This is a genomic window from Spirillospora sp. CA-294931, from assembly GCF_050946795.1.
Lineage (GTDB): Bacteria > Actinomycetota > Actinomycetes > Streptosporangiales > Streptosporangiaceae > Spirillospora.
In genome coordinates this window covers 6,114,239-6,136,490 of record NZ_CP192006.1, presented here as the reverse complement: position 1 = coordinate 6,136,490, position 22,252 = coordinate 6,114,239, and the positions used below count along the sequence as shown (strand labels likewise).

22 protein-coding genes are annotated in these 22,252 nt (G+C 72.8%); 10 read left to right on the top strand and 12 right to left on the bottom strand.

Annotated features, from left to right (window positions below; all coding sequences use genetic code 11):
• Window positions 1–3: 3 nt before the first annotated feature.
• Window positions 4–1,044 (bottom strand): 3-deoxy-7-phosphoheptulonate synthase, encoded by a 1,041-nt coding sequence (gene aroF / locus ACQPY4_RS27480; RefSeq protein ID WP_433325535.1) that lies wholly within the window; start codon window positions 1,042–1,044, stop codon window positions 4–6.
• Between the two features lie 263 nt (window positions 1,045–1,307).
• On the opposite strand from aroF, the gene ACQPY4_RS27475 reads away from it, so the two are divergent.
• The 5 genes from ACQPY4_RS27475 (at window position 1,308) to ACQPY4_RS27455 (ending at window position 6,245) form a co-directional block, all read left to right on the top strand.
• Window positions 1,308–1,928, top strand: coding sequence for a sulfite oxidase-like oxidoreductase (locus tag ACQPY4_RS27475; RefSeq protein WP_433325533.1), 621 nt, complete (start codon window positions 1,308–1,310; stop codon window positions 1,926–1,928).
• A gap of 62 nt (window positions 1,929–1,990) precedes the next feature.
• Window positions 1,991–3,274, top strand: coding sequence for a sensor histidine kinase (locus ACQPY4_RS27470; protein WP_433325531.1), 1,284 nt, complete (start codon window positions 1,991–1,993; stop codon window positions 3,272–3,274).
• Window positions 3,275–3,359: 85 nt separating this feature from the next.
• Window positions 3,360–4,145 carry a LytR/AlgR family response regulator transcription factor gene (locus ACQPY4_RS27465; protein WP_433325529.1) on the top strand — a complete coding sequence of 262 codons (786 nt, stop codon included), beginning with the start codon at window positions 3,360–3,362 and terminating at the stop codon, window positions 4,143–4,145.
• Window positions 4,138–4,527 carry a hypothetical protein gene (locus ACQPY4_RS27460; RefSeq protein WP_433325527.1) on the top strand — a complete coding sequence of 130 codons (390 nt, stop codon included), beginning with the start codon at window positions 4,138–4,140 and terminating at the stop codon, window positions 4,525–4,527. The genes ACQPY4_RS27465 and ACQPY4_RS27460 overlap by 8 nt, the downstream gene beginning before the upstream one ends.
• Window positions 4,528–4,532: 5 nt before the next feature.
• Entirely contained in the window at window positions 4,533–6,245 is a 1,713-nt protein-coding gene (locus ACQPY4_RS27455; RefSeq protein WP_433339046.1) for a sodium:solute symporter family transporter, read from the top strand.
• 621 nt (window positions 6,246–6,866) lie between these two features.
• On the opposite strand, the gene ACQPY4_RS27450 is transcribed toward ACQPY4_RS27455, so the two are convergent.
• The 6 genes from ACQPY4_RS27450 to thiO form a co-directional block, all read right to left on the bottom strand.
• The gene (locus tag ACQPY4_RS27450) at window positions 6,867–7,718 is read right to left on the bottom strand and encodes a deoxyribonuclease IV (RefSeq protein WP_433325525.1); all 852 of its coding nucleotides are present in this window, start codon (window positions 7,716–7,718) and stop codon (window positions 6,867–6,869) included.
• A gap of 22 nt (window positions 7,719–7,740) precedes the next feature.
• Window positions 7,741–9,651 (bottom strand): Stk1 family PASTA domain-containing Ser/Thr kinase, encoded by a 1,911-nt coding sequence (gene pknB, locus ACQPY4_RS27445; protein WP_433325523.1) that lies wholly within the window; start codon window positions 9,649–9,651, stop codon window positions 7,741–7,743.
• Window positions 9,652–9,766: 115 nt separating this feature from the next.
• Window positions 9,767–10,693, bottom strand: a complete 927-nt coding sequence (locus tag ACQPY4_RS27440) for a DMT family transporter (protein WP_433325521.1) — start codon at window positions 10,691–10,693, stop codon at window positions 9,767–9,769.
• A 152-nt stretch (window positions 10,694–10,845) separates the two neighbouring features.
• Complete coding sequence (locus tag ACQPY4_RS27435; protein ID WP_433325519.1) at window positions 10,846–11,634, bottom strand: thiazole synthase; 789 nt, start codon at window positions 11,632–11,634, stop codon at window positions 10,846–10,848.
• 2 nt (window positions 11,635–11,636) lie between these two features.
• A complete protein-coding gene (thiS, locus tag ACQPY4_RS27430) occupies window positions 11,637–11,858 on the bottom strand; it encodes a sulfur carrier protein ThiS (protein ID WP_433325517.1) in 222 nt (73 codons plus the stop codon).
• A complete protein-coding gene (thiO, locus tag ACQPY4_RS27425) occupies window positions 11,855–12,976 on the bottom strand; it encodes a glycine oxidase ThiO (protein WP_433325515.1) in 1,122 nt (373 codons plus the stop codon). The genes thiS and thiO overlap by 4 nt, the downstream gene beginning before the upstream one ends.
• Before the next feature lie 188 nt (window positions 12,977–13,164).
• Here thiO and ACQPY4_RS27420 point away from each other — a divergent pair, with 188 nt between their 5' ends.
• The 4 genes from ACQPY4_RS27420 to ACQPY4_RS27405 are packed head-to-tail and all read left to right on the top strand — an operon-like array spanning window position 13,165 to window position 15,662.
• Window positions 13,165–14,364 (top strand): NAD(P)/FAD-dependent oxidoreductase, encoded by a 1,200-nt coding sequence (locus ACQPY4_RS27420; RefSeq protein WP_433325513.1) that lies wholly within the window; start codon window positions 13,165–13,167, stop codon window positions 14,362–14,364.
• Between the two features lie 39 nt (window positions 14,365–14,403).
• Window positions 14,404–14,787, top strand: coding sequence for an Rv2175c family DNA-binding protein (locus ACQPY4_RS27415; protein WP_433325511.1), 384 nt, complete (start codon window positions 14,404–14,406; stop codon window positions 14,785–14,787).
• Window positions 14,788–14,791: 4 nt separating this feature from the next.
• Complete coding sequence (gene thiE / locus ACQPY4_RS27410) at window positions 14,792–15,463, top strand: thiamine phosphate synthase (RefSeq protein ID WP_433325509.1); 672 nt, start codon at window positions 14,792–14,794, stop codon at window positions 15,461–15,463.
• 34 nt (window positions 15,464–15,497) lie between these two features.
• Window positions 15,498–15,662, top strand: coding sequence for a hypothetical protein (locus tag ACQPY4_RS27405; protein WP_433325508.1), 165 nt, complete (start codon window positions 15,498–15,500; stop codon window positions 15,660–15,662).
• A 14-nt stretch (window positions 15,663–15,676) separates the two neighbouring features.
• On the opposite strand, the gene ACQPY4_RS27400 is transcribed toward ACQPY4_RS27405, so the two are convergent.
• The 4 genes from ACQPY4_RS27400 to ACQPY4_RS27385 all read right to left on the bottom strand — a co-directional run bounded on the left by ACQPY4_RS27400 (window position 15,677) and on the right by ACQPY4_RS27385 (window position 20,591).
• Window positions 15,677–16,564 (bottom strand): serine/threonine-protein kinase, encoded by an 888-nt coding sequence (locus ACQPY4_RS27400; protein ID WP_433325506.1) that lies wholly within the window; start codon window positions 16,562–16,564, stop codon window positions 15,677–15,679.
• A 195-nt stretch (window positions 16,565–16,759) separates the two neighbouring features.
• Complete coding sequence (locus ACQPY4_RS27395; RefSeq protein WP_433325505.1) at window positions 16,760–18,907, bottom strand: glycoside hydrolase family 3 C-terminal domain-containing protein; 2,148 nt, start codon at window positions 18,905–18,907, stop codon at window positions 16,760–16,762.
• Entirely contained in the window at window positions 18,907–19,452 is a 546-nt protein-coding gene (locus tag ACQPY4_RS27390) for a carboxymuconolactone decarboxylase family protein (protein WP_433325504.1), read from the bottom strand. The genes ACQPY4_RS27395 and ACQPY4_RS27390 overlap by 1 nt, the downstream gene beginning before the upstream one ends.
• 86 nt (window positions 19,453–19,538) lie before the next feature.
• On the bottom strand, window positions 19,539–20,591 hold the full coding sequence (locus tag ACQPY4_RS27385) for a polyprenyl synthetase family protein (protein ID WP_433325502.1): 1,053 nt from the start codon (window positions 20,589–20,591) through the stop codon (window positions 19,539–19,541).
• Window positions 20,592–20,756: 165 nt separating this feature from the next.
• Between ACQPY4_RS27385 and metF the strand changes: the two genes are divergently transcribed.
• A complete protein-coding gene (gene metF / locus ACQPY4_RS27380; protein WP_433325500.1) occupies window positions 20,757–21,692 on the top strand; it encodes a methylenetetrahydrofolate reductase [NAD(P)H] in 936 nt (311 codons plus the stop codon).
• Here metF and ACQPY4_RS27375 read toward each other — a convergent pair.
• Window positions 21,629–22,228 carry a GNAT family N-acetyltransferase gene (locus ACQPY4_RS27375; RefSeq protein WP_433325498.1) on the bottom strand — a complete coding sequence of 200 codons (600 nt, stop codon included), beginning with the start codon at window positions 22,226–22,228 and terminating at the stop codon, window positions 21,629–21,631. The genes metF and ACQPY4_RS27375 overlap by 64 nt on opposite strands.
• Window positions 22,229–22,252: the final 24 nt, after the last annotated feature.

Genomic DNA, 22,252 nt, shown 5'->3' with positions numbered 1-22,252 from the left:
CGGTCAGGCCGGGACGGTGTCGGGCGCCTGGGTCAGGGTGCGGTCGACCAGCGGCGGGAAGGTGCGCACGACCTTGGCCAGCTCGCGCACGTCGCCGTCCACGAGGGCCTGCGGGCCGTCGCACAGGGCGGTCTCGGGGTGCGGGTGGACGTCGATGATCACCCCGTCCGCGCCGACCGCGATCGCGGCCCGGGTGAGCGGCAGGACCAGGTCGCGGCTGCCGCCCGAGTGCGACGGGTCGACGATCACCGGCAGGTGGGAGAGGCGCTGGGCGACCGGGACCGCGGAGACGTCCAGGGTGTTGCGGGTGGCCTTCTCGAAGGTGCGGATGCCGCGCTCGCACAGCACGATGTCGAGGTTGCCGCGCTGGGCGACGTACTCGGCGGCCATCAGCCACTCCTCGATGGTGCCGCTCATCCCGCGCTTGATCATCACGGGCTTGCCCGCCTCGCCCGCGGCCTGGAGCAGGGCGAAGTTCTGGGCGTTGCGGGTGCCGATCTGGAGCATGTCGGCGTAGGAGGCGACCAGCGCGACGTCGGAGGCGTCGACGACCTCGGTCACCACCGGCATTCCGGTCTCCGCGCGGACGTCGGCGAGGATCTTCAGCCCGGCCTCGCCGAGCCCCTGGAAGGCGTACGGGGACGAACGCGGCTTGAACGCGCCGCCGCGCAGCAGGGTGGCTCCGGCGGCCTGGGCCATGCGGGCGGCCTGGAGGGTCTGCTCGGGGGTCTCGACCGCGCACGGACCGGCGATCAGGGTCATGGTGCCGGGGCCGATCGGGACGCCGCCCACCCGCACGACCGAGCGCTCGGCGTGGTTCTCGCGGCTCACCAGCTTGTAGGGGACGGAGATCCGCACGACCTGGCTGACGCCCCGCATCCCGCGCAGGTTGAGCGAACCGAACTGCTGGACGTCGCCGACCAGTCCGACGATCGTGCGTTCCACGCCGCGGCTGACGAAGGCGTCGCCGCCCGCCGTCTCGACCAGTGAGACGACGGCGTTGATATCGGCTTCGGTGGCCTCCGGGGCCATGACGACGACCATGATGTTGCCTCTCCTCGTGATGCGGGGCCGTGCGCCCCGCGAAAACACCCTGAAAACGACGAAAGCCCCGGGCCAGAGGCCCGGGGCTTGTCGCCATGTGGTCTGTCAGCGCAGCGTCTGGCAGACCAGCCTCCCGGGCTGGTCGTACCAAAAGAAATACACAACGTTGCGCATGCCCCAAAGAGTAACCCATGCATCCCGTATTACGGACGCCAACCCCCGAATATGGCTCAGCTCACGCCTGATGGCAGGATGGCCGCGTCATGTCGTCACCGGAGCAGTCCTTTCCAGAACCACGGCCCTTGCCGCCCGGGCAGTACATCCCCCGCGGCTGGCCCGTCCTCCACTACGGGCCCGTTCCCAAGTTCCGTCCCAAAGACTGGGAATTCCGCGTGTTCGGCGCCACCGCTTCGGGTGGGCAGCACCGCTGGACGTGGGAGCAGTTCGAGGGCCTGCCCCGGGCCAAGGCGGTGGCCGACTTCCACTGCGTCACCAAGTTCACGATCCCCGACAACGAGTGGGAGGGGATCGCCTGCTCGGCCCTGGCCGAGCTGGCGCCGCCGCACGAGGACGTCACCCACGTCATGGTGTGGGCCGAGTACGGCTACAGCGCCAACCTGCGCATCTCCGATTTCCTCGCCGAGGGCACGATGTTCGCCACCCATCGCAACGGTGAGCGGCTCACGCCCGACCACGGCTACCCGATCCGGATCGTTGTGCCGCACCTCTACGCGTGGAAGAGCGTCAAGTGGGTGCGCGGCGTGGAGTACCTGGTCAAGGACCGCCGCGGGTTCTGGGAGGAGCGCGGCTACCACAACGTGGCCGACCCCTGGCGCGAGCAGCGTTACTCCTACCAGGAGGACGACGGGGAATCGCCGCCGTAGGGCGTCCGGGACAGTTCCGAATCCGCTGCGCACGGCGTCCCGTACCGTTACGGTGAGTTCCCATGGCCGTACCATCCGTGTTGGATGCGCTCGCCTGCGTTCCCCTTGCGGCCACGTTCGCGGCCACCGTCGCCGGTGGCCTCTCGCTGCACCGCAGGGTCCGCGCGCGGCGCCAGGGGTTCGGGACGCTCGCCGACGAGGCGACGTTCGCGACCCTGCACACCATCTCGCGGGCCTCGCCGTCGCTGCGGTCGGGCCTGACCCGCGACTCGGCCCGCAAGTCCGCGCGCCATCTGCGGATCCTGCTCGGCGCCGAGGCCGTCGCGCTGGTCGCGGCCGACCCGGACGACACCGGCGACCCCGACGGCGGACGCCTGCTGGTGTGGGACGGCGCGGGCGGCGACCGGCACGCGGACGGCGCGCTCGACCACGCGCATCCCGTCCTGGCGACCGGACGGCCCCGGGTGGTCGCCCCCAGCGCGCTGGCGTGCGACGACCCCGACTGCCGCATCCGCGTCGCGATGGTCGCCCCGCTCGCCGTCGACGGACGGGTCGAGGGGACGCTGGCCGCCTACGGGCCGGGGGCGTCCGCCGCCCGGGTGCGGGCCGTCGGCGAGGTCGCGCGCTGGGTGTCCAGCCAGCTGGAGCTGGCCGAGCTCGACTCGTCGCGGGCACGGCTCGCCGAGGCCGAGATGCGGGCGCTGCGGGCGCAGATCTCGCCGCACTTCGTCTACAACTCGCTGACCACGATCGCCTCGTTCGTCCGGACCGACCCCGAGCGCGCCCGCGAGCTGCTGCTCGACTTCGCCGACTTCGCCCGCTACTCGTTCCGCAACCCGCGCGAGTTCACCACGCTGGCCGACGAGCTGCGCTCGATCGACCGCTACCTGCTGCTGGAGCGGGCCAGGTTCGGCGACCGGCTCCAGTTCAGCGTGGAGGTGGCGCCGGAGGTGCTGCCGGTCGCGGTCCCGTTCCTGTCGTTGCAGCCGCTGGTCGAGAACGCCATCCGGCACGGGATGGAGGGCACCCGCGAGTCGTTCCACATCCGGATCGTGGCGCGCGACTCCGGGCCCGAGGCGACGATCAGCGTGGAGGACGACGGCGTCGGCATGGACCCCGAGCGGCTGAGCGAGATCCTCGCCGCCCCCGGCGACCGGCAGGGCCGATTCGGGACGGGACGCGAGCGCCGCGCGAACGGCGCCGGAATCGGCCTGGCGAACGTCGACGAGAGAATGCGGCAGGTCTACGGGGACGAATTCGGGCTGACCGTCGAGACCGCCCCGGGCGAGGGCACCAAGGTCAACCTGCGGGTTCCCAAGTACAGGCCCGGAGTGTTCCCGGACTGACCGCTGCCGGGGCGTGCCGAAACGACACCACGCCTACCTGGCGAAACCGATTGCACACGGGCCGTAATCGAGGCATTGTCCTCGTATGCTGCGCGTTCTGGCCGTCGACGACGAGGTCCCCGCCCTCGAAGAGCTGACCTACCTTCTCCGCGCCGATCCGCGCATCGAGGAGGTGGCCTGCGCCGGCGACGCCCCGTCGGCGCTGCGCGACCTGAGCCGGATGCTGGTGTCCCGCGACCGCCTCGACGCGGTGTTCCTCGACATCCGCATGCCCGGCCTGGACGGTCTCGACTTCACCCGGCTGCTGACCGGGTTCGCCGAGCCGCCCGAGGTGGTCTTCGTGACCGCCCACGACGACTGCGCCGTGACCGCCTACGAGCTCGGCGCGCTCGACTACCTGCTCAAGCCGGTGCGCCCCGAGCGGCTGTCGGAGGCGGTCCGCCGGGTGGACGAGGCGGTGCACCGGGCCGTCCCGCCGGGGGAGGGCACGCCGGGCCCGCCCGACGAGGACGAGATGATCCCGGTCGAGCTCGGCGGCCGCACCCGGCTGGTGTCGCGGCGCGCGGTCACCCATGTGGAGGCCCAGGGCGACTACGTCCGGCTGCACACCGGCGACGGCAGCTACCTGGTCCGGATGCCGCTGGTCGTGCTGGCCCGCCGCTGGGAGGAGGCCGGGTTCATCCGCATCCACCGCAGCACGCTGGTGGCCTCGGCGCACATCAGCGAGCTGCGCTTCGACGGCGGGCGGGCGTCGGTCCAGGTGGGGCAGGAACTGCTGCCGGTGAGCCGCCGCCACACGCGCGAGGTGCGCGACCTGCTCGTCCGGCGGTTCCGCCATGCCGAGCACGCCGACGGTGAGCGGGATGAGTGAGGGGCAGCGGGTGCTGGTGTCCAGCCCCCGTACGCGCCGGGCGCGCGCGGTCGCCGCGCCGGGCCCGGACGCGGGCTGGGATCTGTTGCACGACCTCGACCAGCAGACCGAGCTCGGCACCGTCTACGCGCGCGCCCTGATCCGCGCGCAGCTGCGCACCGCCCTGGTGACCTGCGCGCTGGTGCTGCTCGTCGTGGTCGGGCTGCCGCTGCTGTTCGCGCTGGCGCCGCCGGTGTCGCGGGCGCGGGTGTCCGGCGTCCCGCTGTCGTGGGTGATCCTGATCGGCGGCGTCCAGCCGGTCTGGATCGCCGCCGCGTTCCTGCACGTCCGCCGGGCCGAGCGCACCGAGCGCGAGTTCGTCCGGATGGTGGGCCGGCGGTGATCGTCATGATCGTGGCGATGGCGCTGAGCGCGCTGGTCGCCGCCCTTGGCATGGTCACGATGCTGGGCGCCCGAGGCCGCCGCCGCCCCGGCCCCACCACCTCCGACTTCCTGGTCGCCTCCCGAGGCGTGACCCCGCTGTGGAACGCCTCGGCGATCAGCGGCGAGTACATCTCGGCCGCGGCCTTCCTCGGCACCGCCGGGCTGGTGCTGGCCTACGGCACCGACATGCTCTGGCTGCCGGTCGGCGCCGTCGCCGGCTACGTGCTGCTGCTGGCGTTCGTGACCGCGCCGCTGCGCCGCTCGGGCGCCTACAGCATGTCCGACTTCGCCGAATGGCGGCTGGGCTCGTTCGCCGTCCGGCGGATCGTCACCGCCTGCGTCTGCTTCATCGGCTGGTTCTACCTGCTGCCCCAGTTCCAGGGCGCGGGCGTCACCCTGCGCGTGCTGACCGGCGCGCCCGTCTGGGCGGGGTGGCTGGTCGTCGTCGCCGTGGTGCTGGCGCTGGTGCTGTCGGGCGGCATGCGCAGCATCACCGCCGTCCAGGCCGTGCAGTTCTGGGTCAAGCTGCTGGCCGTGGCGGTCCCGGCGATCGCGCTGCTGGCCGTGTGGCGGCTGGACGACCCCGGCGACCCGGCCGCCGACCGTCCACCGGTGTTCGAGCGCGCGACCACCGTCCAGGTGCACGCCGAGGCGGCCGTCAAGGTCACCGCCGCGACGCCGGTGACCGTCCGGGGACGGCTGGACGGCGTCGACCGCGACGGCACGGAGCTGATGCTCACCGCCGGGCCCCATGTCGTGGGGGAGAAGTCCGAGCTGGTCTTCCCGGCGGGGGCGGGCGTCCCGCACGTCGAGCGGTTGCCGGTGCAGGACGGCGTCACCTGGGCGACCCCCTTCGGGCGGGGCGCGGGCCACGAGCTGTACTCGGCCTACTCGGGGATGATCGGCGTCCTGCTGGGCACCGTGGGTCTGCCGCACATCCTGATGCGCTTCTACACCAACACCTGCGGCCGGGCCGCGCGCCGCACGGCCGCGATGGTGCCGGTGCTGCTGTCGCTGTTCTACGTGTTCCCGGCCCTGTACGGGGCGATGGGACGGCTCTACACGCCCGAGCTCCTCATGACCGGCGACACCGACGCCACGATCCTGATGCTGCCGCAGCGCCTCGTCCCGGGGATGGTGGGCGCGCTGCTCTCGGGGCTGATCGCGGCGGGGGCCTTCGCCGCGTTCATCTCCACGTCCTGCGGCATCGTGGTCGCCATCGCGGGCACCACGTCGCAGAGCCTCCTGCTGCGCGGCGGCATCGGCGCCTTCCGCCTCGGCGCGGTGTTCGCGCTGGCCGTCCCGCTGACCGTCGTCTGGCGCGTCGGCCCCCAGGGGGCGGCGGGGCTGGTCACCCTCGCGCTCACGGTCTCGGCCTGCTCGCTGTGCCCCCTCCTGCTGCTGGGTATCTGGTGGCGCGGCCTGACACCGGCGGGCGCGGGCGCGGGCCTGGTGGTCGGCGGCGGCCTCGCCGTGATCGCGGGCGTCGTGGGCCTGTTCGTGGGGCCCGGGGGAGGGTGGACGGGCGCGATGCTGACCCGTCCCGCGCTGGTCATCGTCCCGGTGGCGTTCGCGGTGATGGTCGCGGTGTCGCTGCTGACCCGCCGCACCGTCCCGCGCCGGGCCGACCGTGCCATGGCCCGCCTGCACCTTCCCGAGGAGATCGTCATCCGCTGACGTGGGAGAATTCCGGCGCCTCCGCCCCGGCTGGACCGTTCCCGTTCCACCCCCGAACCGTTCGTCGCGCCCGGACGACCGCTCGTCGTGTGACTACTCTGCGTACAACGACAACTACACACCGTTCATCGAGGGTCACCCCGTGCCCCTCCCAAGGGGCCTTCCGACCCCTCTAATGTTCTCAGTGGGGCGCGGACGGCGAGTCGAATCGCCGTGCGGTTCCCCGCGAAGACATAACTGGAGATCTGGTGATCGCATGTCGACCACCGGGTCAAGAGTCGCCGGATCCCGTACCGGGGGGGTGGGATCCAGCGACGAGCGATTCGGGCGCTGCTGAACAGTCGGGGGGTTGTTCAGCAGCGCCCGAGTCTTGTTATTTGAAATACAGGCCCACCTACGCTCGCCTGGCGGCTGTGTTTACAGAAACCCCGGCCCACCTACGCTCGCCTGGCGGCTCGCTTCGGTGACCGTGGTTTTGCGATTGCTGCATCGCTTCGCGATCTCGCCGGGGAAGCTTCGCCTTCGGCTCGCTTCCCCGCTCATTAACGCAATCGCGTGCGGGGTCGGGCTCGTTGCGTGGTGAACCCCCGGCAGGTTCACCTTGACCGCCCCGGCTTGTGACTAGTCGCCTCTGAGGCGTTTCAGGGTCTCTATGTCCGCCCGGTGGGGGTCGGGGCTGCGGCCCGGGGTCTCGATGATGAACGGGATGCCCTTGACGACCGGGTGGTCGAGGAGCGCGGCGAAGGGCTTCTCGCCGATGTGGCCGGCGCCGATGTTCTCGTGGTGGTCGCGGGCCGAGGCGCAGGGGTCCTTGGAGTCGTTGGCGTGGATGAGCTTGAGGCGTCCGGCGCCGACGGTGGCGACCAGGGCGTCCATCGTCTCGGCGACGCCGTCGGGCGCGGTGAGGTCGTGGCCCGCGGCGAAGGCGTGGCAGGTGTCGAAGCAGACCCCGAGCCTGGGGTGGTGCCGCAGCTGCTCGAAGAACGGGCCCAGCTGCTCGACGCGCGCGCACAGCATGTTGTTCTGCCCGGCCATCGGCTCCAGGAGCAGGTCGGGGCCGTCGTCGGGGATCTCTTCGAGCAGCGGCAGGACGCTCTCGTGGATCTGGGCCAACGCCTGGTCGTAGGTCTGGGTGACCGACGAGCCGGTGTGGACGACGACGCCGCGCGCGCCGATGGCCCGGCCGCGGCGCAGGGAGTGGCGGACGGTCTCCACGGACTTGGCGAGGGTCTCGGGATTGGGCGAGCCGAAGTTCACCAGATACGGCGCGTGGACGTAGACCGGGACGTCGTCGCGCTCGCGCAGCTTGGCGTCCTCGGCGGGCTTGCCCTCCGGGAGCGCCCACCCGCGCGGGTTGGCCACGAACACCTGGACGGCCTCGGCGCCGATCTGGGCGGCGTACTTCAGCCCCCCGGTGGCCAGGCCCCCGGCCACCGGCACATGGGCCCCCACGGGGCTCTTTGAGAAGGTCATAGGTCTTTCAGCCTAGGCTGGTTCAGCCCCAGATCGTGACCACCGAATCGCGGGCGGCGTTGCCCGCGACCGGGTTCTGGCCGACGACCCGGTTGGTGAGGCGGCTGCCGATCCTGACCTGGAACCCCGATTCCTCCAGGGCCGAGCGCGCGTCGTCGAACGAGCGCCCGATCACCGTCGGGACGGGGATCTGGTCGCCGTCGTCCGAGCCGCTGTCCTTGCAGAAGAAGTCGCCGACCAGGCAGTCCTTCTTGCTGATCACGAGGGTGACGGAGTCTTCGCGGGAGACGCCGGTGCCGGGCTCGGGGTCCTGCGAGAGGACGGTGTTGGGACGGGCCCCGCCGCCGTCCTTCTTGTCGATGTCGACGTTGAGGCCCATGGAGCGCAGCTGGTTGGCGGCGTCGTCGGCGTTGCGGCCGACCAGCGACGGCATCGACATGCCGCTGCTGACGATGAGCTTCACCGGGACGTCGGGGGAGTGCTTCTCGCCCGACGGGGGGTCGGTGCGGGTGATCCTGCCCTTGTCGACGGTCTGGGACGGCTCGCTGCTGGTCGCGCCGGTCGTGAAGCCCTTGTCCTTGAGTGCCTTCTTGGCCTCGTCCTCGGTCTTGCCGGAGACGTCGGGGACGTCCCGGGGAGCGCGGCCCTTGGACGGCGTCAGCGTGACCGTCTCACCCTGGGCGATGCGGGCGCCGGGACCCGGGGCGGAGCGGGCGACGGCGTCCTTGCGGACGCGCTCGCTGAACACCGGTGCCAGCACCCGGACGCTGATGCCGTCGCCCTGGAGCTCCTTGCGGGCGTCGGCGACCCTCATCCCGATGATCTTGTCGGGCACCTTGTCGTACTGCCCGGAGGTCTGCCACCAGACGGCCCAGGCCAGGATCATCGCGGCGACCATGCCGAGGGCGATCAGGACGTACCGGCCGGTGACGACGCCGATGGCGCGGTCGGCGCGGGTGCGCGGCGGCGGTTCGAAGCGGCTGGTGGCCTCGGGTTCGAACATCGCGGTGCGGCCGTCGGTGGGACTGGCGTCCAGCACGGCGGTCGGCCGGTGGACGGCCTGCTCGACCCGCAGGTCGATGTCGGGCGGGAGCGCCGCCCGGACGGTCGCGACCTCGCCCAGCAGGGCGTCGGCGTCGTCCGGACGGCCCGCGGGGTCGCGGCTCATGGCCCGCTGGACGAGCGCGTCGACCTCGGCGGGCAGCCCGGCCACCAGCTCCGAGGGCGGCCGGACGTCCTCGTTGACATGCTTGTAGGCCACCGCGAGCGGCGAGTCGCCCTGGTGCGGCAGCACCCCGGTGAGCAGTTCGAACAACAGGACGCCCGCGGCGTAGACGTCGGAGCGGACGTCGGCGTTGCCCGAGAGCACCTGCTCGGGGGCGAGGTAGCCGACGGTGCCGATGACCATGCCGGTCTTGGTCATCTTGCTGGCGGTCTCGGCCCTGGCCAGCCCGAAGTCGGCGACCTTGACCCGGCCGTCCTCGTGGATCAGGACGTTCTCGGGCTTGACGTCGCGGTGCACGAGCCCGCGCCGGTGGGCGGCGCCGAGCGCCGCCAGGACGGGCTGCAGGACCTCGAGGGCGGCCCCGGGGCCGAGCCTGCCGCGCTCTTCGAGCAGGTCGCGCAGCGTGCGTCCCGGGACGTACTCCATGACCAGGAACACGTGCTCGCCGTCGGTGCGCTGGTCGTAGACGGCCACGACGTTGTGGTGGGACAGCGCGGCGGCGGCCTTGGCCTCGCCGATGAACCGGGCGACGAAGTCGTCGTCGGCGGCCAGGCCGCCGTGCATGACCTTGAGCGCCACGGTGCGGTCGAGCCGGAGATCGAGGGCCACGTAGACCGTCGCCATTCCGCCTCGGGCGACCCGTGACTCAATGCGGTACCGCCCGTCGAGCACCAGCCCCACGAGTGGATCAGTCGCAGTCGCGTCCATCAGTGAGATTTTAGAGGTCAATGGAATCAGATCTCATCAGTCCGGAGTATGAGCGTCGACGGCCCCTCGGCAGGAGATACGCGCGAGGGGCCGGGAACGGCTCAACCGGTGGGGCTCACTTGGCGAGCCCGGCGGGGACGTCCGGCGCCGGGTCGGCCTCGGGCGTGGCGGGCTTGCGGGACGAGCGCGACACCGCCACCCCGACGAGGCAGAGCAGCCCGCCGCCGAGGGTGATCAGGCCGGGGACCTCGTCCAGGAAGGCCCACGACATCAGGACGACCAGCGCCGGGGCCGCGTAGGTGGTGGCGCCCATCTTGCCCGCCGAGGTCCGGGCCAGCGCGTAGGCCCAGGTGGTGAAGGCGATGGCGGTCGGGAAGATCCCGAGGTAGAGCATGTTCAGCGTCGCCGGGACCGAGGCGTCGGGGATCTCCGCGACCAGCGAACCGGCGAACGGGAGGCAGGCCAGCGCGCCGAAGGCGCAGCCGAACGTCGTGGCCTGGAGGGCCGAGGCGTGCCGCAGGACGGGCTTCTGGATCACCACGCCCGCGGCGTAGGCGACGGCCGCGAACAGGCACAGCAGCACCCCGACGACCGACGACTTGCCGTCGCCGGACATCGAGAGGCCCACCACCGCCGCTCCGGCGAACGAGACCCCCATCCCGGCCATGATCCGCGGCGGGAACCCCTCCTTGAGCAGCCAGCCGCCCAGCAGTGCCATCAGGATCGGGCCGACGTTGACCACCAGCGCCGCGGTGCCCGCGTCGACCTTCTGCTCGCCCCAGTTGAGCGCGATCATGTAGAGGCCGAACCAGAGGACGCCGGAGACCGCGATCCCGGGCCAGGCCGCGCGGGGCGGCAGCCCCTCCCGGCGGATCACCAGGATCAGGCCGAGGACGAGCGCGCCCGTCGCCATCCGGCCGAGCGCCAGCGCGCCCGGGCTGTAGTCTTCGCCCGCGCTGCGGATCGACACGAAGGCCGACGCCCACAGGACGACGGTCACCGAGGCGGCCACGACGGCACGCCGGTCCACTGCCTGCTTCATGATTCGCACCCTAGGTTGGGGACATTTCGGTCGGCATCGAACCGAGGAACACCGAGATGCGGCCTGGGGTTGCACCGCAAGTGGCACCCAGTCTGGGGCGGGCGAATGTGCAGGTCCAGCGAGTATTTCTATAGGTGACCGTTTAGCTCTGCTTATTCGGCCCGGCTGATTCCCTCCCAGGGCGAGGACGCCTCGGCGTAGCGGCGCTTGGGAATGCGGCCCGCCAGCCGCGCGAGCCGTCCGGCCTCGACCGCGTGGCGCATGGCGGCGGCCATCCGGGCGGGTGACTGGGCGCGGGTGACGGCGGTGGCCAGCAGCACGGCGTCGCAGCCCAGCTCCATGGCCAGGGCGGCGTCGCTGGCCGTGCCGAGACCGGCGTCCAGGATGACCGGCACCCCGGCCCGCTCGACGATCAGCTCGATGTTGTGCGGGTTGCGGATGCCCAGACCGGAGCCGATCGGCGAGCCCAGCGGCATCACGGCCGCGCAGCCGGCCTGTTCGAGCCGCCGCGCGAGGATCGGGTCGTCGTTGGTGTAGGGCAGGACGGTGAAGCCGTCCTCGACCAGTTGCGCGGCGGCGTCGACCAGCTCGATGGGGTCGGGGAGCAGGGTCCGCTCGTCGGCGATCACCTCAAGCTTCACCCAGGACGTCCCGAGGGCCTCGCGGGCGAGCTTGGCGGTCAGCACGGCCTCGCCGGCGGTGAAGCAGCCAGCGGTGTTGGGCAGCACGCGGATGCCGCCCTCGCGCAGGACGTCCAGCACCGAGCCGCGCGCCGCCGGGTCGACGCGCCGCATCGCGACGGTGGTCAGCTCGGTGCCGGAGGCGGCCAGCGCCTCGGCCAGCACGCTCATGCTCGGCGCCCCGCCGGTCCCCATGATCAGCCGTGAGCCGAACGCCTCGCCCGCGATGACGAGGGGGTCGTCGCTCCCGTTGCGGTCCATGTTCACCCTCCCTGCACGGCGGTCAGCACTTCGAGCCGATCCGCGTCCTTCAGCGTCGTCGCGTCCCAGGCGGACCGCCGGACGACCTCGTCGTTGAGCGCCGCCGCGACCCCGGACGGCGCCGGGGAGACCACCGCCACCGCGTCGGCCACGCTGGCGCCCTCGGGCAGCTCGCGGGGCTCGCCGTTGACGATCACGCGGACGGCTCGGCCTGGCTCTGTCATCGCTGCTCCTCGAAGCGGGCGGGGGTGAAGGGGAGGCCGACGTCGGGGACCGTTCCGTCCAGCAGGACGTCGGTCAGGATGTCGGCGCTGACGGGCGTGAGCAGGATGCCGTTGCGGAAGTGCCCGGTGCCGAGGACGAGCCCGGGCAGCGGGCTCGGGCCCATCACCGGGGCGTTGTCGGGCGAGCCTGGCCGCAGCCCCGCGGAGACCTCGACGAAGTCCAGCTCGGTGATGCCCGGCAGCAGCTCGCGCGCGTCGCGCAGCAGCTCCCACAGCCCGCCCGCGGTGACCTGGGTGTCGAAGCCAAGCTCCTCCTGCGTCGCCCCGAGGACGATCTCCCCGTCGGCGCGCGGCACGAGGTAGATCGAGGAGCCCTGGACGAGCCCCCGGACGCAGCGCCGCAGGAACGGAACCCGGGTGCGCAGCCGGATGACCTGGCCCTTGACAGGGCGGACCGCAGGAACGGCCCCCGGGGGGAGCCCGTCGAGGTCGCCCGACCACGGCCCGGCGGCCAGCAGCACCCGGTCGGCCCGGAGCTCGGTGCCGTCGTCCAGCCGGACGCCGACCGCCGCGTCGCGCTCGACCAGCACGCCCTCGGCCCGCCGCCGCACGAGCCGCGTGCCCCGCTTCTCGGCGGCGGCCAGCAGCGCGGGCGCCAGCCGCCGGGGATCGATCGAGCCGTCTTCGGGGGCCAGCAGCCCGCCCCTGACCCCGGGGGCCAGCATCGGCTCCAGCTCGCGGCACTCGCGTCCGGTCAGCGGCGCGGCCGGGACGCCCAGCGACTCCTGGAACCGGCGCAGGTCGTCGAGATAGCCGAGGTCGCCGGAGTCGAAGGCGACCTGGACGATGCCGTCGGCGCGGTAGGCGGTGTCGAGGCCGGTGAGCTCTTCCAGTTCGGCGACGAACGCGCCGTACCGCTCGCGGGACGCCAGCCCCAGGCGCAGCAGCGGTTCCTCGCCGTAGGTCAGCTCGCTGACCGGATTGAGCATTCCCGCGGCGACGGCCGTGGCCGCGCTCCCGGGTGCCGGGTCGACCAGGGTGACGGCGGCCCCTCGGGCGGCCGCCCGCCAGGCGGTCGCCAGCCCGACGACCCCGGCTCCAACGATCACGATCTCCATGGCGCTCCCTTCGCCGGCATGATCCGGATCAGGTCGTGGCGGTCGGCGACCCGTGCGGCCGGGGAGTGATCTCCCGATTGGCCTCAGTCGCCCTCTCAGCCCGGTCGAACCGGACTCCCGCGCTTTCCTCCACCCAGACTACGACCGCTGGAGCGTTTCTCGACCATCCCGGGCTAATGTGATCGCCCATGGAACGGGTGATCGTCGTGGGCGGCGGGCTGGCGGGCGTGCGCGCCGTCGAGTCCTTGCGGGGCAAGGGGTATCGGGGAGCGCTGACGCTCCTGTCGGCCGAGCGGCATCGCCCCTACGACCGTCCGCCGCTGTCCAAGGCCGTCCTGGCCGGGGAGACCGACGCGACGACCGTCGACGCCGCCTGGGACGAGCTTGGCGTCGATCTCCGGCTCGGCGAGCGCGCGACGTCCCTGCGGCTGGACGGCCGCGGCGGCGCGGTGCGGACCGAGGCGGGCGAGCTGCCCTTCGACGGCCTGGTCATCGCGACCGGAGCGGTGCCGATCACGCTGCCGGGCGACGGGCCCCAGCGCGTGCTGCGCACCATCGACGACTCGCTCGCCCTGCGTGAGCGCCTCACCGAGGGCACCCGCCTGGCGATCGTGGGCGCCGGGTGGATCGGCGCCGAGGTCGCCACCGCCGCCGCCAAGAAGGGCTGCGCGGTAACGGTTGTCGAGGCCGCCGACGCGCCGCTGGCCAACGCGCTCGGCGCGGAGATCGGGTCCCTGACCGCCCCCTGGTACGCCGAGGCGGGCGTCGCGCTGCGCACCGGCGTCAAGGTCGCGTCCGTCGAGGCGGGCGGCCTGGCGCTGGCGGGCGGCGGGTGGCTGGCCGCCGACGAGGTCCTGGTGGGCGTCGGCGTGCGCCCCGAGCTGGCCTGGCTGGACGGCTCCGGCCTCGACCTGGAGCGCGGCGTCGTCACCGACGCCTCGTTCCGCGTCTCGGTGGACGGCACGGTCCGTCCGGACGTCGTGGCCGTGGGCGACTGCGCGGCCTGGTGGTCGCGCCGCTACGGGCGCCGGATGCTCGTCGAGCACTGGGACGCCGCCCTCAACGCCCCCGACGTCGCCGCCGCGACCCTGCTCGGCCAGGACGCCGAGTACGACACGGCGCCCTACTTCTGGTCCGAGCAGTTCGGGCGGATGGTGCAGTACGCCGGGCACCACGCCGAGGCCGAACGGCTCGTGCGCAGGGGCGACCCCGGCGAGGCCCAGTGGACGCTGTGCTGGCTCACCGGCGACCGCCTGGACGCAGTCCTGACGGTCGACCGGCCCAAGGATCTCGTCCAGGCCAAACGCGTCATCGCGGCCGGGACCCCGGTCGACGCGGCGCTTCTCGCCGACCCGGGCGTTCCCCTACGCCAGGCAGTGAAACGCTGAATGGTTTGAGGGGGACGGGGGCGTGGTAGGCAGGTTGACGTGACGCAACTGCACGCAACCGTTGAAAAGACGCTCGACCCCCAGACCGACGGGCTCGTCGGTGAGTGGCTCTCCCTCAAGGAGACGACCGAGCGTCTCGGCATCAAGCAGAACCGGGTCAAGCAGCTGCTCAGCGAGCGCAAGCTGCTGGCGATCCGGCGCGAGGGCCAGCCGATGGTGCCGGCCGAGTTCATCTCCGAGGGCCAGGTCATCAAGGGCCTGCCCGGCACGCTCACGCTGCTCTCGGACGCGGGCTTCGACGACGTGGAGACGCTGCGCTGGCTCTTCACCGCCGACGACACCCTCCCGGGAACGCCCGTGCAGGCCCTCGCCGAGAACCGGGGGACCGAGGTCAGGCGGCGGGCGCAGGCCCTGGCATTCTAGGAGCGTGCCCGGCCACCTCCTCTCCGACCGCGCGGTCGCCCTGCGCGCTCGGCTCAGCCGCTCGCGCCTGTATCTGTGCACCGACGCGCGCGAGCGTCAGGGCGACCTGCCCGAGTTCCTCGACGCGGCGCTCGGGGGCGGGGTCGATGTCGTCCAGCTGCGCCAGAAGGGTCTGGAGGCGCGCCAGGAGCTGGAGTACCTCCGGGTGTTCCGTGCCGCGTGCGAGCGGCACGGGGCGCTGCTGGCCGTCAACGACGGCGCCGACGTCGCCCACGCCGCGCACGCCGACGTCCTGCACCTGGGGCAGGACGACCTTCCGGTCGCGGCCGCGCGGGCCATCGTGGGGGAGGACGTCCTGATCGGGCGCTCCACCCACTCCGGCGACCAGGCCGACGCGGCGGCCGCCGAGCCCGGGGTCGACTACTTCTGCGCGGGCCCGGTCTGGCCGACGCCCACCAAGCCCGGACGCCACGCCCCCGGCCCCGGCCTGCTGCGGCACGTCGCCGGACGGGGCGAGGGACGTCCGTGGTTCGCGATCGGCGGCATCGACCTGGGCAACCTCGACCAGGTGATCGAGGCGGGCGCCACTCGGGTGGTGGTCGTCCGCGCGATCACCGAGGCCGGCGACCCGCGCGAGGCCGCGGCCGAGTTCGCCCGACGTCTGGGGACCCGATGACCGGGTGCCGCCCGTCATGGCCGAGAATGGGGCCATGAACCTCGGACCCGACGACGAGCGGCCGGTCGACCTGACCGACGACGAGATCGAGATCCTGCCGGACCAGACCGGCGACGACACCGACACCGGCTGGGGCGAGTGGCGCGGCGAGTCCGACGACGACGCCCGCCTGATCGAGGACCGCCCGCCGCACTGGTGACCGGGGCACCCCTTCTAGAACAGGATGCCCAGCACGAATCCGGCGGTGATCACTCCGGCCAGCGCGACCATCATGCGCCAGCGGTAGCGGGGGATCTGCTTCGGCCTGGGCTTGGCCGCGGGCAGGACGCCCTCCTTGAGCGCGCGCACGAGCTGGCGCGCGGTCGGACGGGCCGCGGGGTTCTTGTCCAGGCAGCGGGCCGCCAGGTCGCGCAGCGGGCCGTCCAGGTCGCCCAGGTCGGGACGGCGCGTGGTCACCCGGCGCATGACCGCCGCGCTCGACCCCGTCCCGAAGGGCGGCACGCCCGTCGCGGCGTACACCAGCGTCGCGCCCCAGGCGAAGATGTCGGCGGGCGGGCCGACGGGCTCGTCCTCGATCTGCTCGGGCGCCATGTACGCGGGGGTGCCGATCGGGCCGTCGGTGGTGAGCGGGGTCGCGTCGGTCATGCGCGCGATACCGAAGTCGATCACCTTGGCGCCGTCCGGGCCGAGCACGATGTTGCCCGGCTTGAGGTCGCGGTGCACGATGCCCGCCCGGTGGATCTCGGCCAGCGCGGCGGCCGTGCGGATCGCCAGCCTGCGCAGCTGCGCGGGCGTGAGCGGGCCCCGGTCCGCCACGACGTGCTGGAGCGAGGGGCCCTCGACGAACTCGCTGACGATGTAGGGCCGGTCGCCGGTGACGTCGGCGTCCAGCACCTGCGCGGTGTGGCGGCCCGTCACCTGGAGCGCCGCCTCGGCCTCCTTGACGAACCGGCTGCGCGCCCGGGCGCCGCCCGCGCGCAGCAGCTTCACCGTGACCGGGGCGCCCGCGTCGTCGCGGGCGAGGTAGACCACGCCCTGGCCGCCCTCGCCGAGCCGGGCCACGAGCGTGTAGGCGCCGATGCGGCGCGGGTCGTCCGGCACCAGGGGCAGCTCGTCGCGTTCAGGGCGTGCCTGGGCCGTACGCGGGGGAGGGGACGTCGTCCCCCCTCGGGAGGGATCGTGCGGCACTGAGGGCTCCGACTGCGGGGGATCGGACGAAGATGTCCCCTTTTTACCGCGTGCGCGCTCGCGGCGGGGGAGGAACGGTGATCTTTTACTCTCCGCGCGCGTTCGATGTCAGCAGGTGGCGGACCCCCTCGCGAAGGAGCCGGTCTGCGCGGCGTCGCGGGACGAGCCTCCGACCGTCACCTTGTAGCACCCGGGGGCGACCTTCCAGGTGCTCGCCTCCTCGTCCCAGTAGGACAGGGAACGGGAGGTCAGCGGGAAGGTGACCTGGCCGCTCTGGCCGGGGGCCAGAGTGAGCTTCTGGTATCCCTTGAGCTGCCGGGGCGGCTGGGGAACGGCCGTGGACGGCAGGCCGAGGTAGAGCTGCGGCACGGCCACCCCGGGGCGCGAGCCGGTGTTGGTCACGGTGACCCGTACCGCTTCCGGGCCGACGTCCAGCCCGCTGTAGGCGAAGGTCGTGTACGACAGCCCGTGCCCGAACGGGAACTGGGGCGCGATCTTCTTGGCGTCGTAGTGCCGGTACCCGATGAAGACGCCCTCGGAGAACGTCACGGTCTTGTTCACCCCGGGGTACTGCTCGGGGTTGCCCGCCGTGGGCGCGTCGGCCTCGGCGACGGGGAACGACACCGGCAGGCGCCCTCCCGGGTCGACGTCGCCGTAGAGCACGCGGGCGAGTGCCGTCCCGGCCCGCTGGCCGGGGTACCAGGCGGCGACGATGCCCGCGACCTGACCGGCCCACGGGGTCAGCACGGGCCCGCCCGTCTCCAGGACCACGATCGTCTTGGGGTTGGCCTTGGCCACTTCGGAGATGAGCGCGTCCTGGTCGCCGCGCCACGGGTCGCCGCACCGCAGTGTCAGGCACGACTTGTCGAAGAACTCGCCCTGCGAGTCGGTGGCGAAGACGATCGCGACGTCCGCCTCGCGCGCCGCCTGCGCGGCCCGGCCCCGGTCGCCGCCGTCGTGGTAGGTGACCTTCGTGGCCGATCCGGCCCGCCGGGTGATGCCGTCGCGCGGGGTGACGTGGGTGAACGGCTCGACACTGGCCGAGCCGCTGCCGCTCGGCACCGCCTCGGCGCCCCGCCCGATCAGCGCGATCGAGCCGGGGGAGCGCAGCGGCAGCGCGCCGCCCTGGTTGCGCAGCAGCGTCATGCCGCCCTCGGCGATCCGCTGCGCCTCGGCCTCGCTCGCCGAGCGGTCGATCCCGGTGAGGTCGTTGGGGTACTCGGCCCGGTCGAACACCCCGAACGCGAACATCGTGCGCAGGATCGCCCGGGTGTGGCCGTCGACGGTCGCCTGCGCGACCCTGTTCTGTTCGACGGCCCGCTTGAGCAGGAAGGCGTTGTACTTCATCCCGACCGGCAGCTCCATGTCCAGGCCGCCGTTGGCCGCGTCCACCTCGTCGCGCACGGCGGTGTGGTCGGACGCGACGAACCCGTCGAAGCCCCACTCGCCCTTGAGGATCTCGTTGAGGACGGTGCCGTCCTGGCAGGCCCAGCGCCCGTTGAGCCTGCCGAACCCGCACATGACCGTGGCGGCGCGGCCGTCCTTGACGGCCGACTCGAACGGCACCAGGTAGATCTCGCGCAGCGTGCGCCGCGCCACCTTCATGTCGAGTTCGAGCCGGTCGGTCTCCTGCGCGTAGGCGGCCAGGTGCTTCACCGAGCTCATCACGCCCTGGTCCTGCGCGCCGCGCACCCACGGTGCCGCCAGGCTCGCCGACAGGTAGGGGTCCTCGCCGAAGCCCTCGAACGTCCGCCCGTTGCGCGGGGTGCGCAGGACGTCCACGGTCGGGCCGAACACCACGTCGTTCCCCCGGTGGCGGGCCTCCCAGCCCACGACCGAGCCGTACCGTTGCGCGGCCTGGGGGTCGAATCCGGCCGCGAGGGCGATCGGGGCGGGCAGCGCCGTCGCCTTGCCCTGCCGGACCCCGGCCGGGCCGTCGGCCATGTAGAGCGCCGGAATGCCCAGGCGGGGGATGCCCCAGTTGGTGTCGGCGTGGGCGTTCTCGCTGAACCCGCCGAGCGGCCCGCCGAACGGGTCGTCGGACGACAGGATCGCGATCTTCTCGTCGGCGGTCATCGCGGCGACCAGCAGCCGCGCCCGCTCGTCGGCGGGCAGGCCGGTCCGGCACCAGGGGCGCTCGGCCGGGTCGCCGCAGCGGCCCGCCGCGGCCCGTCCGGCCCCCGTGGGGACGGTGGCCAGCGCCAGCGCGGATATGAGCACCCCCGCAGCGCACATCCAGCGTCGCGGCGCACGCATCAGGCGTCCTTCTCGGGCTGGACGCGCAGGGCGTTCAGCGCGAAGGCGACCATGTGGTAGTGGCCGACGACGAAGATCAGTTCGATCAGCTCCCGCTCCCCGAACCGCCGCGACAGGACGTCCCAGGTCGCGTCGCCCAGCGTGCCGGTGTCGTGCAGCTCGTCGGCGGCGGTGAGGACGGCGCGGTCGTCGTCCGTCCACGGGTGGTCGCCGGTGGGCAGCCGCAGCGCGGCGATCTCGACCTCGGACAGCCCCGCCTCCAGTCCCAGCCGCCGGTGGTGGTGCCACTCGTACTCGCTGGAGCGGTGGTGCGCGACGCGCAGGATGAGCAGCTCCCGGGTGCGGGCGTCGAGCGTCCCCTTGGAGAGCAGCATCGAGCCCAGGCCGATCCACGCGTGCAGCAGGTCGGGATGGCGTCCCAGGGTGGTGAAGATGTTCAGCGGGCCGGTCGTGGCGGCGATGACCTTCAGGACGTCGTCCCACTCGGCCTCGGGCAGCGGGCTCAGGCGCGGTGTGTCCGGCGGGTCGGGACTCTCGGCTGGCATGCCGACATTTGTGCCACCATTTGGTGGGACGGTGCTACCCCGGCGACCCGTTTTGGCCACATCCTGCCACTCGGCGGGAAGCGGGCTCAGACGCTCCGGGCGGTCGCGGCGATGGTCAGCTCGCTGAGCGCGTGCCGGGCGTCCTCGGTGATCGGGGCGGCCTCCAGAGCCTCCTGCGCCCGCTCGGCATAGCGGTCGATCATCGCCTCGCAGGCGGCCAGGCCGCCGGTCGTCTCGATGATCTCGCGCAGGGCGTCCACGTCGGCGGTGGTCAGGTCGCGGTCGCCAAGCCTGCTCTCGAGCAGCGCGGCCTCGGCCGGGCCCGCGCCCTCGGCGGTGAGCGCGACCAGGACGGTCCGCTTGCCCTCGCGCAGGTCGTCCCCGGCGGGCTTGCCGGTCTCGGCCGGGTCGCCGAAGACGCCGAGGACGTCGTCGCGCAGCTGGAACGCGATGCCGAGCGGCAGCCCGTACCCGCTCAGCGCCCGGGTGACCTCGGCGGGCGCTCCCGCCAGGGCCGCGCCGAGGTGCAGCGGGCGCTCGATGGTGTACTTGGCCGACTTGTACTCCACCACCCGCAGGGCGGTCTCGACGGTGCTGCGGCCCCGGGCGCCCTCCAGCATGTCGAGGTACTGGCCGGACATGACCTCGGTGCGCATGACGTTGTAGACCGGACGCCCTCGGGCGAGGCTGTCACGGTCCAGTTCGCTCCGCTCGTACATCTCGCCCGACCAGGCCAGGCACAGGTCGCCGAGCAGGATCGCCGCGCCCTCGCCGAACGGCCCGGCCGCGCCGGGCCAGCCGTTCTCCCGCGCCATCGCCTCGAACCTGCGGTGCGCCGACGGCCGGCCGCGCCGGGTGTCGCTCGCGTCCATCACATCGTCGTGGATCAGCGCGCTGGCCTGGAGCATCTCCAGCGAGGCGGCCGCGTTCACGATGCCGGGACGGTCGTCGCCCCCCGCGCCGCGCCAGCCCCAGTAGCAGAACGCCGGCCGCAGCCGCTTGCCGCCGGAGATCAGGACGTCCAGGGCGCTCAGCATGGGCGCCAGATCGTCGCTGACGGCCAGCAGCGCGGGGCGCTGGCTGTCGACGAACGCCAGCAGCGCCTCGTCGACCTCCTTGCGGATGCGGCTCGTGGGCATGCGGTGATCGTATCCATGCGTTCGGGCACTTTCGCCCGGCGAAAGGGGAGTGTTTGGTGGGAAATCTCCGCGTTACGCCGTGGTATGGCTCACACCGGAAGGCCCCGGAGCGCCCGACCGGGCCACCGGCACCCCGAGCAGGACGGACGGCACTACGCTTGGAGGATGCGACATGAGCGCCCAGACCGAGCCCCCACCATCCGTGAGCTGCTCGCCGCCGGCGGCAAGTCCTTCTCCTTCGAGTTCTTCCCGCCCAAGACGGACAAGGGCGTCCGCAACCTCTGGCGCGCGATCCGCGAGCTGGAGGCGCTCAACCCGACCTTCGTGTCGGTCACCTACGGCGCGGGCGGCGGCACCCGCGACACCACCGTCGACATCGTCGAGCGGATCGCCACCGAGACCACGCTCACCCCGGTGGCGCACTTCACCGCCGTCAACCACTCCCAGGCCGAGCTGCGGCACCTGATCGGCCGGTTCGCCGCCGCGGGCGTCCGCAACATCCTCGCCCTGCGCGGCGACCCGCCCGGCGACCCGATGGGGGAGTGGGTCAAGCACCCCGAGGGCGTCGAGTACGCCGCCGAGCTGGTCAAGCTGATCCGCTCCTACGGCGACTTCTGCGTCGGCGTCGCGGCCTTCCCCTACAAGCACCCGCGCTCGGCCGACATCGAGAGCGACACCCGCTACTTCGTCGACAAGTGCCGGGCCGGCGCCGACTACGCGATCACCCAGATGTTCTTCCGCGCCGACGACTACTTCCGCCTGCGCGACCGCGTGACGGCGCAGGGCTGCGACGTCCCGATCATCCCGGGCATCATGCCGGTCACCCAGCTCAGCACCATCGAGCGGTCCGAGCAGCTGTCGGGGGCGCCCTTCCCGCCCGAGGTCCGCGCGCGGTTCGAGGCCGTCGGCGACGACCCCGAGGCCGTCCGGCGGCTGGGCATCGAGCACGCCGCCGAGCTCTGCCGCGAGCTGCTCGACCAGGACGCGCCCGGCATCCACTTCATCACCTTCAACAAGTCGACCGCGACGCGCGAGGTCTACGACCTGCTCGGCGCGGCCTCATTCGAGGCCAGGGGCAACGCCGCCCCCATGACGGCGTAACGGGGCCCGCCCCCGGGGAACTCGAAGTCGGTGAGCAGATCGACCATGCCCACCGACCGGTAGAGGCGCCTGGCGGGGGTGTCGGAGCCGCCGTCCAGCGTCGAGAGCACCACCGTCCGCTCGGGCCTGCCCTCGCACAGCCCGGTGAGCAGCCGCCTGCCCACGCCGCGTCCCTGGTACCCCGGGTGCACGTGCAGCTCGGCGACCTCGAACGGCTCGTCCAGCCAGGTCGCGGCGTGCTCGTCCCCGCCGAGCCCGACCAGCGCCCGGTGGACGATGTCGTGCCACCATTGGCCGCGCTCGCCCTGGAACCCGTAGGCGAAGCCCCGGATCGCGGCGCCGCCCGGCAGCAGACCCGGACGCTCGGCGACCAGCGCGCGGAACCGCGGATACGCCGAGTGGCGCTCCATGATCGTGTGCCGTCCCGGCAGCTGGTCGGCTGGGGGCCGCATGGCCGCCGCGTAGACGTCGAGCATCGCGGGCAGACGCCGCCGGAAAGCGCGCTCGTCGAGTTCGCGCAGCTTGGCTTCCCTCACGCGTCGAGGCTAGACCGTGGCGGC

Coding starts and splice junctions, on each gene's coding strand:
- aroF (WP_433325535.1), bottom strand. CDS start 1,044: ATGGTCGTCGTCATGGCCCCGGAGGCCACCGAAGCCGATATCAACGCC.
- ACQPY4_RS27475 (WP_433325533.1), top strand. CDS start 1,308: ATGTCGTCACCGGAGCAGTCCTTTCCAGAACCACGGCCCTTGCCGCCC.
- ACQPY4_RS27470 (WP_433325531.1), top strand. CDS start 1,991: ATGGCCGTACCATCCGTGTTGGATGCGCTCGCCTGCGTTCCCCTTGCG.
- ACQPY4_RS27465 (WP_433325529.1), top strand. CDS start 3,360: ATGCTGCGCGTTCTGGCCGTCGACGACGAGGTCCCCGCCCTCGAAGAG.
- ACQPY4_RS27460 (WP_433325527.1), top strand. CDS start 4,138: ATGAGTGAGGGGCAGCGGGTGCTGGTGTCCAGCCCCCGTACGCGCCGG.
- ACQPY4_RS27455 (WP_433339046.1), top strand. CDS start 4,533: ATGATCGTGGCGATGGCGCTGAGCGCGCTGGTCGCCGCCCTTGGCATG.
- ACQPY4_RS27450 (WP_433325525.1), bottom strand. CDS start 7,718: ATGACCTTCTCAAAGAGCCCCGTGGGGGCCCATGTGCCGGTGGCCGGG.
- pknB (WP_433325523.1), bottom strand. CDS start 9,651: ATGGACGCGACTGCGACTGATCCACTCGTGGGGCTGGTGCTCGACGGG.
- ACQPY4_RS27440 (WP_433325521.1), bottom strand. CDS start 10,693: ATGAAGCAGGCAGTGGACCGGCGTGCCGTCGTGGCCGCCTCGGTGACC.
- ACQPY4_RS27435 (WP_433325519.1), bottom strand. CDS start 11,634: ATGGACCGCAACGGGAGCGACGACCCCCTCGTCATCGCGGGCGAGGCG.
- thiS (WP_433325517.1), bottom strand. CDS start 11,858: ATGACAGAGCCAGGCCGAGCCGTCCGCGTGATCGTCAACGGCGAGCCC.
- thiO (WP_433325515.1), bottom strand. CDS start 12,976: ATGGAGATCGTGATCGTTGGAGCCGGGGTCGTCGGGCTGGCGACCGCC.
- ACQPY4_RS27420 (WP_433325513.1), top strand. CDS start 13,165: ATGGAACGGGTGATCGTCGTGGGCGGCGGGCTGGCGGGCGTGCGCGCC.
- ACQPY4_RS27405 (WP_433325508.1), top strand. CDS start 15,498: ATGAACCTCGGACCCGACGACGAGCGGCCGGTCGACCTGACCGACGAC.
- ACQPY4_RS27395 (WP_433325505.1), bottom strand. CDS start 18,907: ATGCGTGCGCCGCGACGCTGGATGTGCGCTGCGGGGGTGCTCATATCC.
- ACQPY4_RS27390 (WP_433325504.1), bottom strand. CDS start 19,452: ATGCCAGCCGAGAGTCCCGACCCGCCGGACACACCGCGCCTGAGCCCG.
- ACQPY4_RS27385 (WP_433325502.1), bottom strand. CDS start 20,591: ATGCCCACGAGCCGCATCCGCAAGGAGGTCGACGAGGCGCTGCTGGCG.
- metF (WP_433325500.1), top strand. CDS start 20,757: ATGCGACATGAGCGCCCAGACCGAGCCCCCACCATCCGTGAGCTGCTC.